The sequence below is a fragment of the Arthrobacter sp. B0427-1-12 genome (genome assembly GCF_059092905.1).
In genome coordinates, this window is sequence record NZ_JBNHIC010000003.1 from 106801 (window position 1) to 121916 (window position 15116).

The window sequence follows — 15116 nt, forward strand, 5'->3', positions numbered from 1 at the left end:
GGGAACCGAGACCCGGTCGGGTTCGTGTATCAAGTGTCGCTGGGAGTCCCCTGAGGGAACAACGGCGCGGTAGTTGAGGTTCTGCTTAAGTGGACCCTGAACTGCCGGATTTGCTTGATTTCAATCACGGACTTGACAGGGTCATAGTGGTGTTACCCGCAGGTGATGCCACAAGACGCCGTATGAAAGGTTCTCTGTGTCACCGGCCAATGAAACCCCTGAGGTAGACAACACCACTGCGCGCCGTGCCTCCGGTGCGGACAAGAGCACTGCCGCAGGCGCCAAGGGCGCCACCAAGACCGGTGCGAGGTCGGCCGGCACCCGCACCAAGTCTGCTGCGAAGACGACCGACGCCGCGGCGGCTTCCAAGCCCCGTGGCCGCAAGCCCGCCGCTGCCAAGACTGCCGGCAAAGCGGCAGGTGCCAAGGACTCCGCTGCCACCGTCAACGAGACGGCAGACGATGAGGCACTGGACATGGATGCCCCTGCCGAAGAGGCGCCCGACGAAGAGCAGCTGAAGAAGGAAAGCGAAGAGGAAACAACCACCAGCACCGGCTTCGTCTACTCGGATGCCGATGATGAAGACGCTCCGGCCCAGCAGGTCGTGTCCGCCGGCGCGACGGCGGATCCGGTCAAGGATTACCTGAAGCAGATCGGCAAGGTGGCGCTGCTGAATGCGGAGCAGGAAGTCGATCTGGCCCTGCGCATCGAAGCAGGCCTGTTCGCCGAGGAAAAGCTTGCCAAGGAGAAGGACCTGGATCCGAAGCTCGTCCGCGAGCTGCAGTGGGTCGTCCACGACGGCAAGCGGGCCAAGAACCACCTGCTGGAGGCCAACCTCCGCCTGGTCGTCTCCCTGGCCAAGCGGTACACCGGCCGCGGCATGCTGTTCCTGGACCTGATCCAGGAAGGTAACCTGGGCCTGATCCGCGCGGTCGAGAAGTTCGACTACACCAAGGGCTTCAAGTTCTCGACGTACGCCACGTGGTGGATCCGGCAGGCGATTACGCGTGCCATGGCGGACCAGGCGCGGACCATCCGTATCCCCGTCCACATGGTCGAAGTGATCAACAAGCTGGCCCGTGTGCAGCGGCAGATGCTGCAGGACCTTGGCCGTGAACCAACTCCTGAGGAACTGGCCAAGGAACTGGACATGACGCCGGAAAAGGTCGTCGAGGTCCAGAAGTACGGCCGCGAACCGATTTCCCTGCATACCCCGCTGGGCGAAGACGGGGATTCGGAGTTCGGCGATCTAATCGAGGACTCCGAGGCCGTTGTTCCCGCGGACGCCGTCAGCTTCACGCTGCTCCAGGAGCAGCTCCACTCGGTGCTGGACACGCTTTCCGAGCGTGAGGCGGGCGTTGTCGCCATGCGCTTCGGTCTCACCGATGGGCAGCCGAAGACGCTGGATGAAATCGGCAAGGTGTACGGCGTGACGCGGGAGCGGATCCGGCAGATCGAGTCCAAGACCATGTCGAAGCTGCGCCACCCGTCCCGTTCCCAGGTGCTGCGCGACTACCTGGACTAAAGGACCGCGGAGCCGGCCTTTCAGGGGCCGGCTCCAGCAGGCGCCTCAAGGCCCAGGTCCAGCGCGCCGGTGCCGATGTGAACGGCCGGATTAAATGGCTGTGGGCCCCTCCGCAAGGAGGGGCCCACAGCCATTTAATAGTCCGGTGTTGCTCCCCTGGCGGTGCCACGGGAGCGAGCCATAAAGCCTAGTTCTTGGCGCCCGCGGAATCCTTCTCATGCAGGCGGTTCGTTTCGTCCCGCCATTCCGCGGCAAGGGGCCGCAGCTGGTCCTCGTGCTTGCGGGCATGGTGTCCGCAGAAGAGCAGCTCCCCTCCGGAGGACTCCAGTACAACGCGGACGTAGGCCTGTGCCCCGCAGCGGTCGCAACGGTCTGCCGCAGTCAGGGTCCGGTCTGCTACTGCTGTTGTCATGATGGCCTCCTTAGATGATGCGTTGTATCTATACAACCATCCTGACCTTGGAAATATTTGGAGGTTCGGCCTCCGTTCGCTCAGCGCGTACCCCTTTGTTGCCTGAACGCTCAAATATTGTCCGCCGGTGGCGCCTTCGCGGCCAAGCAGGCAGCCGGGATTAGGCTAGTAGAGTCGGGGATTTCCTGCCGACAACCAGCAAGTCGACCGCATTAGGAGTTTCGAAGCACGTGACGCCACCAAGTTCTGACTACACTGCCCGGCATCTTTCCGTACTGGAAGGGCTGGAAGCAGTTCGGAAGCGTCCGGGCATGTACATCGGCTCCACCGATTCGCGCGGACTCATGCACTGCCTTTGGGAGATCATCGACAACTCGGTGGATGAGGCGCTAACCGGCTTCGGGCAAAGCATCACGGTCATCCTGCACCGGGACGGATCCGTCGAAGTCCATGACGACGGCCGGGGCATCCCCATTGACGTCGAACCCAAGACGGGCCTGAGCGGGGTCGAAGTGGTATTCACCAAGCTGCATGCCGGCGGAAAGTTCGGCGGCGGGTCTTACACGGCATCCGGGGGTCTGCACGGTGTGGGCGCCAGCGTCGTCAATGCACTGTCCTCGCGCCTGGATGTGCAGGTGGACCGCGGCGGCAAGACGTACCAAATGTCCTTCCGCCGCGGTGAGCCGGGGCATTTCGCCGATTCCGGAAAATCGGCCACTCCCACGGCAAAGTTCGAACCGTTCGTGGCAAGCTCCTCGCTCGATGTGGTGGGGAAGGCAAAGCGCGGTGTCAGCGGGACCCGCATCCGGTACTGGGCGGACCGCCAGATCTTCACCCCGGACGCCAAGTTCTCCTACGAGGAACTGCAGGCCCGGGCAAGGCAGACATCGTTCCTGGTCCCTGGCCTGAGGTTCACCTTGCGCGACGAGCGCCGGCTGCCGGGGACGCCGGGCGAAAGCGGGCCTGTCGAGGAAGTCTTCCAGCACGACGGCGGAATTTCCGAGTTCGTTGATTTCCTGGCCGCAGACGGTGCCGTGACGGATGTCTGGAGGGTACACGGGTCGGGGAAGTTCAAGGAAACCGTTCCCGTGCTCGACGACAGCGGCCATAGCAGGATTGCCGAAGTGGAGCGCGACTGTGAAGTGGACATTGCGCTGCGCTGGGGCGTGGGCTACGACACCACCGTCCGCAGCTTCGTGAACATCATCGCCACCCCCAAGGGCGGCACCCACCAAAGCGGCTTCGAACAGGCGCTGCTGAAGACCTTCCGCAAAGTCGTCGAGGCCAATGCCCGCAAACTGAAGGCCGGCAATGACAAGCTGGAGAAGGACGACGTTTTTGCCGGCATGACGGCGGTGCTGACGGTCCGGTTGGCGGAGCCGCAGTTCGAAGGCCAGACCAAGGAGATCCTGGGCACATCGGCGGTGCGTGCCATCGTCGCCCGCGTGGTCGAAAAGGAGATCACGGCAAAGCTCAACTCCACCGCCCGCGCGGACAAACAGCAGAGTTCACAGCTGCTGGAGAAGGTTGTCGCGGAGATGAAGTCCCGTATTTCCGCGCGCATGCACAAGGAAACGCAGCGCCGCAAGACCGCCCTGGAAACGTCTTCGCTGCCGGCCAAGCTCCTGGACTGCCGCACCGACGACGTGACCCGCTCCGAACTGTTCATTGTCGAGGGCGACAGCGCACTGGGCACCGCGCGGCACGCAAGATCCTCGGATCATCAGGCCCTGCTGCCGATCCGCGGCAAGATCCTCAACGTCCAGAAGGCATCTGTGGGGGACATGCTCTCCAATGCCGAATGTGCTGCCCTGATCCAGGTAGTGGGCGCAGGTTCGGGCCGCAGCTTCCAGCTGGATGCCGCCCGCTACGGGAAGGTCATCCTGATGACGGATGCGGACGTGGACGGGGCCCACATCCGGACGCTGCTGCTGACACTGTTCTTCCGCTACATGCGGCCGCTGGTGGAGGCAGGCCGCGTTTTCGCGGCCGTGCCCCCGCTGCACCGCGTGGAGGTCGTCAATGCCGGCGCCAAAGCGAACGAGCTGGTCTACACGTATTCGGAGAATGAACTGCACCAGCTGCTGGGCCGGCTGGAACGGGAGGGCAGGAAGTACAAGGAGCCCATCCAGCGTTACAAGGGCCTGGGCGAAATGGACGCAGACCAGCTTGCCGAGACCACAATGGATCCGCGGCACCGGACGCTTCGGCGGGTCCGGGTGGAGGACGCCCAGGCGGCCGAGCGTGCCTTCGACCTGCTCATGGGCAGCGATGTTGCCCCGCGCAAGGAATTCATCATCGCCGGCGCAGCGGTGCTGGACCGGGACATGATCGACGCCTGAGCCCGGGCCGCTCGCCGGGAACTCAGCCGAACAACTGAGGTGCCACCAGCAGGCCGGTGGGGACGGCCAGCAGCAGGGCCGACGCCGCCAAAGCCGCGGCCTGGCCGCCGGCTCCCAGCGGCGGCTGCGGGCTGAGCAGGCGCTTCAGCCGGTGGGCGGTGATCTCTTGGCTGGCGTCGTGCACTTCGGCCAGCTGGCCGCGCAGGGCCGAGGCCTGACGGGCATCGGCGGGTCCGGCAGCATCGGCGGGCCCGCCGGCCGAGCCTGAGGCAACGATGGCAATGGCGCGGATGAGGACCTTCCCGTCCACCTGCTTGAGGGAGACGTCGTCGGCCAGCATCTCGATCAGCTCGATGACTGCCTGCTGGGCCAACTGCGACGTCGGCAGCCACGGGAGGGCAGCACGCCAGGCCGCGAAGGCCCACAGGAGCAGATGGTGCCGCTGGGTTAGATGGGCCCGCTCGTGCCGCATGACGGCGTCAAGTTCGGCCTCGTTGAGCAGGCTCAGCAGACCGTCGGAGAGGACAGTCACGGAACGGCCGCCGCCGGGCAGGCAATAGGCCACTGGCGCCGGATGGTTGATGACCAGTGTCGCGGGGGAGTCGGGGGCGGGCGAGCTGAGCAGGTTCAGCATGTCCCGGTGCCGCCGCCGCTGGGTCAGGATGCGGTACAGCGTCAGCAGCAGGGTGAAAACCAAATGAACGCTCAGCAGGCACGCTGCGCTGAGCGCGAAGACATGGAGCAGGCCCAGCGTTTCCGCCGGCCTGTTGTTGACCACCACCTCCCATAGACCGCCAAGGGCCACGATCAGGTTGTCACCCAGCGGCGCGATCCCCCAGACCAGCATGGCGCCGATCATTGACAGGCCGCCGGCGAGGGCGATTGCCTGCCACAGGATCATGGCGGTAAAAGGAGAGCGTGCCGGCCACTGGGCGCGTGAGAGCATCACCGGCGCCGGCCATGCCAGGACGACGGCCAGGCCTGCCAGCAGCCAGGAGGCCAGGATCATGAAAGGTCAGCCGGCGCCGAGGATCTTGCGCAGCGCCTCTGCTTCGCCTTCGGTGACCGTGCCGATAAAGCGGGCCAGCACTGCCTCGCGGTCCCGTGCGGAACCGAGTACCTCGTGCATCAGTTCAGCGGTGTGCTCGACGCGGCTGGTGGAGGCCCGGTAACGGTGCGGCCGGATATCACGTTCGCGCACAACCAGGTTCTTCTTCTCAAGCCGGGATAGCACAGTCAGGACTGTGGTGACGGCGAGTTCCTTGCCGTTGTTGGTCGCGGACCGCTGGGCGAGCAGATCCCGAAGGGTGTTGGCGGTGATGGCCTCGGTTTTTTCCCACAGCAGGTCCATGACTGTGCGTTCCAGATCTCCCAGAGTTGCCATATATGTCCTTTACGTGCCGGCCTTGCGATATCAGCTAGGTCCACTGCGGTCCCTGTCCAAAGTTACCGGGTTTTCCCGATTTGTTCTACATTCCGTAGAAGCGTAGTCTTCTACGCGACGTAGAAATTCTACGGGATGTAGAAATCCGGCGGCGGGACCGGCCGCCGCGGATCCGCGACGAAGGGACAGCCGTGGAAGCACTGGAAATCGCCCGCTGGCAGTTCGGCATCACCACCGTGTACCACTTCCTGATGGTGCCGCTGACCATCGGGCTGGGACTGCTGGTGGCCGTCATGCAAACCCTGTGGTTCCGCACCGGGCGGGACAACTACCTGCGGATGACCAAGTTCTGGGGCAAGCTCTTCCTGATCAACTTCATCATGGGCGTGGCCACCGGGCTGGTACAGGAATTCCAGTTCGGCATGGCCTGGAGCGAATACAGCCGCTTCGTCGGCGACGTCTTCGGTGCGCCGCTGGCCATGGAGTCGCTGCTGGCGTTCTTCGTCGAATCGATCTTCCTGGGAGTCTGGATCTTCGGCTGGGACCGGGTCCCCAAGCCAGTGCATCTGCTGAGCCTCTGGGGCGCCGTGACGGCATCCGTCTGCTCTGCCTACTTCATCATCGTGGCGAACTCGTGGATGCAGCATCCGGTCGGCGTCGAAATGGTGGAGGGCCGGCCGGTCATGGTCGACGCCTGGGCTGTGTTCACGAACAACACCGCTGTCGTGGCGTTCACACACACCATCTTCGGTGCCCTGGCCGTCGCCGGCGGCTTCCTGCTGGGCATCAGCTGGTACCACCTGTGGAAGCGGCGCCGCGACGGCATCGACACGGTCGGCCCGGACAAGAAGGTCATTGTCGGCACGAACGAAGCCACCGGCCGCGACGCCTCCGACCATAAAGTCTGGCTGCGTTCGCTGCGGATGGGCGCCCTCGTCGCCATGATTTCCTTCGCCGGCACCGGCCTCACCGGCGACCTGCAGGCCAAGCTGATGTTCGACCAGCAGCCGATGAAGATGGCCGCCGCCGAAGGCGCCTGCCACGACGGTACCGCCTTCTCCATCCTGACTCTGGGCAGTGTCAGTCCGGAGGGCTGCGACGACATCGTCGCGGTCTTCGAGGTGCCGGGCGTCCTGTCCTTCCTTGCCAACGGCGACTTCACCACGGATGTGGACGGCATCAACACGCTGCTGCCGCAGTACAAGGAAGACTACGGAACCCACCTGCCGGACGATCCGATGTACGGTGAGCGCGCCGGGGCCGAAATCGACTACGTACCGGTCATGGCGGTCACCTACTGGGGCTTCCGGATCATGATCGGCTTTGGCGGCCTGGCCGCGCTGGCTGCATTCGCGGCCTGGTTCCTCACCCGGCGCGGAACCGTCCCGGAGTCCAAATGGCTGATGCGGCTGGCCGTGTTCGGGATCCTGGCGCCCTTCGGGGCGAATTCGGCCGGCTGGATCTTTACCGAAATGGGCCGCCAGCCCTTCGTGGTGGCGCCGAACCCGGATCCGAACGGGGTCGACGGCGTCTTCATGTTCACCGCCGCCGCCGTCTCACCCGGCGTCTCCACCGGGGAACTGCTCTTCTCACTGATCGCCTTCGCCACGGTCTATGCGGTCCTGCTGGTGGTTGAGGTCAAGCTGCTCGTCGCCTACTGTCGCGGCGGCGTGCCCTCCGCCATGCCGGAGCTGCTGCATGCCGGCCGCAACGGCGGGCAGGACAAGGACGGGAACGACGACGGCAGCCACCCGGGTGCCGAAGGGAAGGAAGACGATGTCCTCGCCTTTGCCTACTGACGTTCTGCCCACGACCGCCCCTGCCCACCTCAACCCGGAGGTCTGACGTGGAAACCCTGCCCACCGTCTGGTTTGTCATCATCGCGTTCTTCTGGACCGGCTATCTCTTCCTGGAAGGCTTCGACCTGGGCGTCGGCATGCTGATGAAGCTGTTTGCCCGCAACAATACCGAGCGCCGCGTCCTGCTGAACACTGTCGGCCCGGTCTGGGACGGCAACGAGGTCTGGCTGGTGACGGCGGGGGCGGCCACCTTCGCGGCCTTCCCGCTCTGGTACGCCTCCCTGTTCTCCGCTCTGTACCTGCCGCTGGTCCTGGTGCTGCTGGGCCTCATCTTCCGCGCCGTCGCCTTCGAGTACCGGGGCAAGATGGATTCGGACCGCTGGCGCAACCGCTGGGACTGGGCCATTGCGCTGGGCTCCTTCGTCGCCGCCTTCGGCGTCGGCGCCGCCCTTGCCCTGACCACCACCGGCCTGCCGCTGAATGACAACGGCGACCGGGTCGGCGGCCCGTTCGCCTGGCTGAACGGCTACGCGCTCCTGGGCGGGGCCGCCGTCGTGCTTTTCTGCCTGGTCCACGCCGCAGCGTTCCTCATGCTGAAGACAGACGGTGTGATCCGTGTGCGGGCACGCCGGCTGCTGCTGCGCTGGCTGCCGGTGGGGCTGCTGCCCATGGCAGTGTGGGCCACCGCCGTCCACCTGATGTACGGCAAATCCGTCACCTGGCTCACGCTGGCCGTGGCGGTGGCGGGCGCCGCCGGGGCGTGGGCGATGGCCCGGCGCGGCCGCGAAGGCTGGAGCTTTGCCGGACTCGGTGTGTTCCTGGTGGCCGGTACGGCGACCATCTTCACAGCGCTCTTCCCCAACGTGCTGCCGTCCACCCTCGATCCGGCCTTCAGCCTGACCGTGGAGTCGGCCTCGTCATCGGACTACACCCTGGGCGTCATGAGCGTTATCGCGGCGTTCGGTATCCCCGCAGTGCTGCTGTACCAGGGGTATACCTACTGGGTTTTCCGCAAGCGGGTCAGCATCTCGAGCATCCCGGCGGCCCACGCCGTCACGGTGCAGTAACGGCAGCACCCAAGAGCGCAAGGAAGATCCATGAAACCCGTCCTGCCGGTCAGCCCCACGAGCAAACGAGCCCTGTACCTGCTGGGGCTGCTGGCCGCCCTGAAGGCTGCCGGGCTCGTCCTGCTGGCTGACGCCGTTGCCGCCGGCGTCGCCGGGCTGGCCGGTGGGACGCTCGACCTGCCGCGGGTGCTGGCCGCCGGCGCTGCCGGCGCCGTCCTGCGCTCGCTGGCGGTGTGGGGACAGGACGCCGTGGCCCAGCGCGCTGCTGCGGGAGTGAAGGACGAGCTGCGCGGCGCCCTGATCCGGCGACTGATGGACGACGGCGGCACGCAGCCGGAGAGGGGGACCGGTTCCCTCAGCGTGCTGGTCACCCGCGGACTGGACGGCCTGGACAATTACTACGGCAAGTACCTGCCCGCGCTGGTGACCTGCGCCGTCGTACCCCTGCTGATCGGTGTGCGCATCCTCGCCGCCGACTGGACCAGCGCCGTGGTCATCGTGCTGACCGTGCCGCTGGTGCCGGTCTTCATGATCCTGATCGGCCTGCATACGGAGGACAAGGTCCGGCAGGCGGCCTCCGCCCTGGACCGGCTCTCCGACCACCTGCTGGAACTGGCCCGCGGCCTGCCGGTCCTGGTGGGCCTGGGGCGGGCCGCGGCGCAGACCCGGGCGCTGCGCGACGTGTCGGAGCAGTACCGGACCCGGACCATGGCAACGCTGCGGGTTGCGTTCATGTCCTCGCTGGCGCTGGAGCTGATCGCGACGATCTCGGTGGCCATCGTCGCGGTCTTCATCGGAGTCCGGCTGATCCACGGCGGCATGACCCTGGAGGCGGGCCTGCTGGCGCTCATCCTGGCCCCGGAGTGCTACCAGCCGCTGCGCGACCTGGGGTCGGCCCATCACGCCAGCGAAGACGGCCTTGAGTCGCTCAACCGGACCACTGAGGTGTTGCAGGCTCCGTCCAGCCGCCCGCTGGTTCCGGCCGGGACCGGCGCTCCCGGCGCTCCCGGCGCTCACGGCGCGGAACCGGTTACCGTCAGCGGCCTGTCCATTACCTATCCGGAACGGGAAACCGCAGCCGTCAGTGGCTTCACCTGCGCCATTCCCTTCGGCACCATCGCCGCCCTGACCGGTCCGAGCGGCAGCGGCAAGACCTCTGTCCTTGAGGTCCTCGCGGGCCTGCGCCGGGACGGAGCCAGGATGCGGATCAGCGGCGAGGTGGCCGGCGTCGGACAGGGAACCGTGGCCTGGATCCCGCAGCATCCGGTGCTGATCGGGGAGACGGTTGTGGAGGAGATCGCCCTTTATGCCGGCCTGGCCGCCGGCGTGGACGCCCGGGCGGCCGCCGTCCAGGCGCTCTCCCGGATCAATGCGGCCCACCTGGTGGACACCGCCGCCGCGGAGCTGAGCCCCGGCGAACTGCGCCGCGTGGCGGTCGCGCGGGCATTGGCAAGGGTTGAGCATGTACCTGGCATCCGGCTGCTGCTGGCCGACGAACCCACCGCCCACCTGGACGGCGCAAGCGCCCGTGCCATCGAGGCGGCGCTCGCCGCCCTCCGCGGGAAGGTCACCGTGGTGCTGGTGGCCCACGATCCTGCGACGGCGTCGCTGGCCGATCAGCTGATCCCCGTGAGGCGTGCGGCCGGCACTGCCGGTGCGGGTGCTGCCGGTGCGGGTGCTGCTGGGATGGGCCCGGCGGGGACGGGCTCCGCTGTTTCCGGGCCGGTACGGGAAACTGCTGCCGACGGTACCGACGGTGTCTCGGCCGCTGCCTCCCGGCAGGCAGCCGCTGAAGCGCCGACGTTCCGGCAGCCGTTCTGGCAGAACGTGGCCATGCTGCAGCCGTGGAAGCGGCAGTTCGTGGCGGCGCTGAGCTTTGGCCTCGGCGCGACCCTGTTCGCCGTGGCACTGACCGCACTGTCCGGCTGGCTGATTGTCAGGGCGAGCGAGCAGCCGCCGATCCTGTACCTGATGACGACCATCGTCGGCGTGCGGTTCTTCGGCATCGGGCGTGCCGTGCTGCGCTACCACGAACGGCTGCGGCTGCACGACGCTGTTTTCGACAGCACGAACAACCTGCGGCTCCGGCTCTGGAACGGACTGCTGCAGCGCCCGGAAGCGTGGCGGAAGCTGGCGCGCGGCGGCGGGGCGCTGGACCGGCTCGTGGGCGACGTCGACGAACTGCGCGACGTGGCGCCTCGGGCGGTCTTCGCTCCGCTGGTCGGCCTGCTGACAGCGGCCGCGTCCTGCGTTGCCACGGCGCTGCTGATGCCGTCCGGCCTGATCTGGCAGTTGCTGCTCGCCGTGGTGGGTGTGGTGGTGGCACCGGCCGCCGCGCTGGCCGCGGACAGGGCCGCCCAAGCTGCCACGGTCAACCTCAAGGCCCGCTCGCTGTACGCCGTGACACGGCTGCTGGCGGCCGCTCCGGACCTGGTGGCCAACGGTGCGGCAGACCGGGTCCGGGCCGACGTCGGCCGCATCGATGGGCTTGCGACCTCAGCCGTCCAGCGCAGCGCCTGGGCACAGGGGCTGGCCAACGGACTGACGGTGCTGGCCGGCTCCGCCAGCGCGCTGCTGATGATCCAGGCAGCTGCGGCGACGGACGTGCATCCCGGGATTGCCGCCGTCGTCATCCTCATGCAGCTGGCCCTGGCGGAACCCTTCATCGCCATCAACGCCGCGGTCCAGCAGTGGTCCGCCTGGCGCGGACTGGGCGATAGGGTCATTCCAGGCCTCGGAACGGCTGAGCTTGGCACTGCCGAGACCTGCACTGCCGAGACCGGAACCGCCGCGGTGCGCGGGGACCGCGGCGGCAAACCCACGGCCGTGACATCCCTGGCGCTGCGGAACGTTGAATACCGCTATCCCGGGCAGGCGGAGCCCGTCTTCACTGACCTGTCCTTCGAAGTCCGGGCCGGGGAATGGCTGGCCGTCACCGGGCCGTCGGGCAGCGGTAAGTCCACGCTGCTGGGCGTCCTGCTGGGTTTCCTGGCGCCCGGACACGGCGACTACCTGGTGAACGGGCAGCCGCTGGGCCGGCAACTTCCGGGGCAGGAAACTGCGGGCCGGCGCATCGCCTGGTGTCCGCAGGAGGCGCACCTGTTCAACTCAAGCATCCGGGCCAATCTGCTGCTCGCCAGGGACAAGTCGAATCCGCCGGCGGAACGGGAGATCCGGGACGCGCTGGAAGCGGTGGGGCTCGGTTCCTTCGCCGCGGGGCTGCCCGAGGGCCTGCAGACCCGGATCGGTCCAGCGGGCACCTGGCTGTCCGGTGGCCAGCGGCAGCGCCTGGCGGTCGCCCGCGCACTGCTGACGGAGGCGGACGTCGTCCTGCTGGACGAGCCGACCGCGCATCTGGACCGTGAGGCGGGCCAGCAGCTGCTGCTGGACCTGCGCTCCGGCCTGGCCGGCAAGACCGTGGTGATGGTGACCCATAATCCGCAGGACGCAGCTTACTGCGACAGGCGGCTGGAGCTGGGAAGTCCGGCAGGCGACCTGGTCGGGCAATAGGCCGGCTAACGGCGATAGCGCCGGGCCGCTACCCCTTGACGTCGTGCAGGTGGTGGACGATGTCGTGGGCGAAGTACTGGGCAAGTGTGGCCCCGTGAACAGCGATCCGTTGCCCCGCAGGCCCTTCCGGTCCCAATGCTGCTGCCCGGGAACGGCATCGAAGCGCGCGGCCAGCGCCAGGCCCGCCTGTTCGAGTTCGCGCGCAGTGGGCTCCGGCGCTGCGCTGGCGTAATCACCGGCCATCGCTGCAGCATTCTGGTTCCAGTCGGCGAAGGTTGGAGCGTCTTCGCGCAGCATCAGGTCCAGCCGCTCGGTGAAGACCCCGAACACATCCCGCACGTGGCACGCATACTCCAGCGGCGACCAGGTCCGCTCATCCGGGCGGCGGCGGCAGTCCGGCCGCAGCAGCACCTGCCGCCAGCGCGGGACGGCGTCACAGATGATGCCTCCTGCGGCCGCGGGCGTCATGGTGCGGGCATCGAAGCCGCACTCGGGGCAGGCTTTGTCGAGGACCCAGGTCCAGTCCTTGGTCTCCGGTGTGATGGCCATGGGGGCGGTCTAACTCTGTGACGGTCTAACTCTGTGACGGACCGACGGCGTCGACCGGATGGGCCAGCGGAATGCCGGAGCCGTCGCGCCTGCCGTGCTCGGTCGGCAGGGCCCGGGCGACGCCGTTGGAGCCGGCGGCCTTGGCCGGACCGTGACCGGCCCATGCCAGCGTCAGTTCGTCTTCGCCCTTGAGGAACCGGTGGGCACGCACACCGCCGGTGGCGCGTCCCTTGGCCGGGTATTCGGCAAAGGGGGTGACCTTGACCGACCCGTGCGCCATCCCCGGCAGCGCTGCCGTGCCCCCGGCAATGGTGACTACGACGGCGGCCTCATCCGTGGGGGAGACCGCGCCGAAGAAGACGACCCGGTCCTCGGCACCGAGCCTGATGCCCGCGACACCGCCGGCGGTCCGCCCCTGCGGCCGGACGGCGTCGGCGGCGAAGCGCAGCAACTGGGCCTGCCTGGTAATGAAGACCAGGTCGTCGCCCTCCTGCGGCACGGCCACGCCGACCACTTCGTCCTTCGACTTGAGCGTAATGACTTCCCAGTCCTCCCGGTTCAGCGGGTAGTCCGGTGTGACCCGCTTGACCACGCCCTGGGCCGTGCCCAGCGCCAGCATGGCATTCAGCGGCACCAGCGCCACCAGGGATTCGCCGCGGTGCAGGGTGATGAAGTCCTTGGCGGGCACGCCGCCAGCCAGGTTGGGCAGCCCGGCGGCGGGTGCCAGCACCGGCATGTCCAGCACCTGCAGCCGCATCATGCGGCCGGAGGATGTCAGGGCCCCGATTTCGCCGCGGGCCGAGGTCCGGACCACGGACCGGAACACATCGTGCCGGACGCGCTGGCCCGATTCGGCCAGTTCCTGCTGGTCCGCGGTCCGGGCCAGCTGCCCGGAGCTGGAGAGGATAGCCCAGCACGGGTCGTCGGCAATTTCCAGCGGCAGCACGGCCTTGGCGCCCTTCGCTGCCTTGGCGGCCGCCGGTGCAGCGGCACCGGCAAGGGGGCCGGTGGCCTCGGACTCGAGCAGCACGGTGCGGCGCGGGGTGGCGTACCTGGCCGCGATCTCGCCCAGCTCCCCGGACACCAGCTCGCGCAGCCGGCTGTCCGAGCCGAGGATGGCTTCAAGCTCCGCGATGTCCCGGCGCAGCTCTTCCTGTTCCTTTTCCAGCTCGATCCGCGAGTACTTGGTCAGCTGGCGCAGGCGCAGTTCCAGGATGTGGTTGGCCTGGATTTCGGTCAGGTCGAACACGGACATCAGGCGCGTGCGTGCCTCGGCCGTTTCGTCCGAGGCGCGGATGATCTGGATGACCTCATCGATATCCACGATCGCCACCAGCAGGCCCTCGACGAGGTGCAGGCGGTCCTTCTTCTTCCCGAGCCGGAAGGAGGTGCGGCGGCGCACCACGTCCAGGCGGTGGCCCACATAGACCTGCAGCAGCTCCAGCAGCCCCAGGGTCCGCGGCTGGCCGTCCACCAGGGCAACGTTGTTGATGCCGAAGGAATCCTCCATCGGCGTGAAGCGGTACAGCTGCTGCAGGACGGCGTTCGGATTGAAGCCGGCCTTGAGCTCGATCACCAGCCGCAGGCCGTGGTTGCGGTCCGTCAGGTCGACGACGTCGGAAATGCCTTGGAGCTTCTTGGCGGTGACGGCATCCTTGATCTTCTCGATGACCTTTTCGGGGCCCACCACGTACGGCAGTTCCGTTACGACCAGGCCGGTCCGGCGGGCGGTCAGCTGTTCGACCTCCACCTTGGCGCGGGTCTTGAACGAACCCCTGCCGGAGGCGTAGGCATCCCTGATGCCGTTCAGCCCGACGATCTTTCCGCCCGACGGGAAATCCGGCCCAGGGATGAACCGGATGATGTCCTCCAGCTGCGCCTCAGGGTTCGCGATCAGATGCTGGGCAGCAGCGATCACCTCGCCCAGGTTGTGCGGGGGCATGTTGGTGGCCATGCCGACAGCAATGCCGCTGGCGCCGTTGACCAGCAGGTTCGGGAAGGCGGCGGGCAGGACCTCCGGCTGCATGAGCTGGTTGTCGTAGTTGGGCACAAAGTCCACGACATCTTCATCCAGATGGTCCGTCAGCGACAACGCTGCCGGGGCGAGGCGGGCCTCGGTGTACCGCGGTGCGGCCGGGCCGTCGTCGAGCGAGCCGAAGTTTCCGTGGCCGTCGATCAGCGGCAGGCGCAGGGAGAAGTCCTGCGCCATGCGGACCATGGCGTCGTAGATGGCGGTGTCGCCGTGCGGATGGAGCTTGCCCATTACCTCGCCGACCACGCGGGCCGACTTCACATGTCCGCGGTCCGGCCGCAGGCCCATGTCCGTCATCATGTAGAGGATGCGCCGTTGCACCGGCTTCAGGCCGTCCCGCGCGTCCGGCAGCGCGCGCGAATAAATCACCGAGTACGCATACTCGAGGAATGAGACCTCCATCTCGGAGGCGACGTCGACGTCGACGATGTTCTCCGTGTAGTCCTGCGCGGGAGCGGAAGTTTGGCGGCGGGCCATAGGTGCAGCGGATCCTTAC

At 67.2% G+C, this 15116-nt stretch carries 9 protein-coding genes and 1 pseudogene; 5 read left to right on the forward strand and 5 right to left on the reverse strand.

Translation table 11 applies throughout. The annotated features are described in order from the left end of the window. Window positions 1–196 precede the first annotated feature (196 nt). Window positions 197–1525 (forward strand): RNA polymerase sigma factor, encoded by a 1329-nt coding sequence (locus AC5RWU_RS03890; protein ID WP_494029361.1) that lies wholly within the window; start codon window positions 197–199, stop codon window positions 1523–1525. 187 nt (window positions 1526–1712) lie between these two features. Here AC5RWU_RS03890 and AC5RWU_RS03895 read toward each other — a convergent pair whose 3' ends face one another. Next, the gene (locus AC5RWU_RS03895) at window positions 1713–1937 is read right to left on the reverse strand and encodes a DUF7455 domain-containing protein (RefSeq protein WP_494029360.1); all 225 of its coding nucleotides are present in this window, start codon (window positions 1935–1937) and stop codon (window positions 1713–1715) included. Between the two features lie 230 nt (window positions 1938–2167). Between AC5RWU_RS03895 and AC5RWU_RS03900 the strand changes: the two genes are divergently transcribed. Further along, complete coding sequence (locus AC5RWU_RS03900; RefSeq protein ID WP_494029359.1) at window positions 2168–4279, forward strand: DNA gyrase/topoisomerase IV subunit B; 2112 nt, start codon at window positions 2168–2170, stop codon at window positions 4277–4279. Between the two features lie 22 nt (window positions 4280–4301). On the opposite strand, the gene AC5RWU_RS03905 is transcribed toward AC5RWU_RS03900, so the two are convergent. Beyond that, window positions 4302–5288 carry a M56 family metallopeptidase gene (locus AC5RWU_RS03905; protein WP_494029358.1) on the reverse strand — a complete coding sequence of 329 codons (987 nt, stop codon included), beginning with the start codon at window positions 5286–5288 and terminating at the stop codon, window positions 4302–4304. A 6-nt stretch (window positions 5289–5294) separates the two neighbouring features. Continuing rightward, window positions 5295–5663 carry a BlaI/MecI/CopY family transcriptional regulator gene (locus AC5RWU_RS03910; RefSeq protein WP_494029357.1) on the reverse strand — a complete coding sequence of 123 codons (369 nt, stop codon included), beginning with the start codon at window positions 5661–5663 and terminating at the stop codon, window positions 5295–5297. Between the two features lie 191 nt (window positions 5664–5854). Between AC5RWU_RS03910 and AC5RWU_RS03915 the strand changes: the two genes are divergently transcribed. Genes AC5RWU_RS03915 through cydD form a run of 3 tightly spaced genes read left to right on the forward strand, consistent with a single transcriptional unit; the run spans window position 5855 to window position 12039 of the window. Next, window positions 5855–7462 (forward strand): cytochrome ubiquinol oxidase subunit I, encoded by a 1608-nt coding sequence (locus AC5RWU_RS03915; protein ID WP_494029356.1) that lies wholly within the window; start codon window positions 5855–5857, stop codon window positions 7460–7462. Between the two features lie 47 nt (window positions 7463–7509). Further along, window positions 7510–8529 carry a cytochrome d ubiquinol oxidase subunit II gene (gene cydB / locus AC5RWU_RS03920; protein ID WP_494029355.1) on the forward strand — a complete coding sequence of 340 codons (1020 nt, stop codon included), beginning with the start codon at window positions 7510–7512 and terminating at the stop codon, window positions 8527–8529. 30 nt (window positions 8530–8559) lie between these two features. Further along, window positions 8560–12039, forward strand: a complete 3480-nt coding sequence (gene cydD, locus AC5RWU_RS03925) for a thiol reductant ABC exporter subunit CydD (RefSeq protein WP_494029354.1) — start codon at window positions 8560–8562, stop codon at window positions 12037–12039. Between the two features lie 28 nt (window positions 12040–12067). Here cydD and AC5RWU_RS03930 read toward each other — a convergent pair. Both AC5RWU_RS03930 and AC5RWU_RS03935 read right to left on the reverse strand, forming a co-directional pair. Further along, window positions 12068–12588, reverse strand: a pseudogene (locus AC5RWU_RS03930) (DinB family protein). A 25-nt stretch (window positions 12589–12613) separates the two neighbouring features. After that, complete coding sequence (locus tag AC5RWU_RS03935; RefSeq protein WP_494029353.1) at window positions 12614–15097, reverse strand: DNA gyrase/topoisomerase IV subunit A; 2484 nt, start codon at window positions 15095–15097, stop codon at window positions 12614–12616. Window positions 15098–15116: the final 19 nt, after the last annotated feature.

Excerpts from the sequence above, each read along its gene's own strand:
- AC5RWU_RS03895 (WP_494029360.1), bottom strand. The coding sequence starts at position 1,937 with ATGACAACAGCAGTAGCAGACCGGACCCTGACTGCGGCAGACCGTTGC.
- AC5RWU_RS03905 (WP_494029358.1), bottom strand. The coding sequence starts at position 5,288 with ATGATCCTGGCCTCCTGGCTGCTGGCAGGCCTGGCCGTCGTCCTGGCA.
- AC5RWU_RS03910 (WP_494029357.1), bottom strand. The coding sequence starts at position 5,663 with ATGGCAACTCTGGGAGATCTGGAACGCACAGTCATGGACCTGCTGTGG.
- cydD (WP_494029354.1), top strand. The coding sequence starts at position 8,560 with ATGAAACCCGTCCTGCCGGTCAGCCCCACGAGCAAACGAGCCCTGTAC.
- AC5RWU_RS03935 (WP_494029353.1), bottom strand. The coding sequence starts at position 15,097 with ATGGCCCGCCGCCAAACTTCCGCTCCCGCGCAGGACTACACGGAGAAC.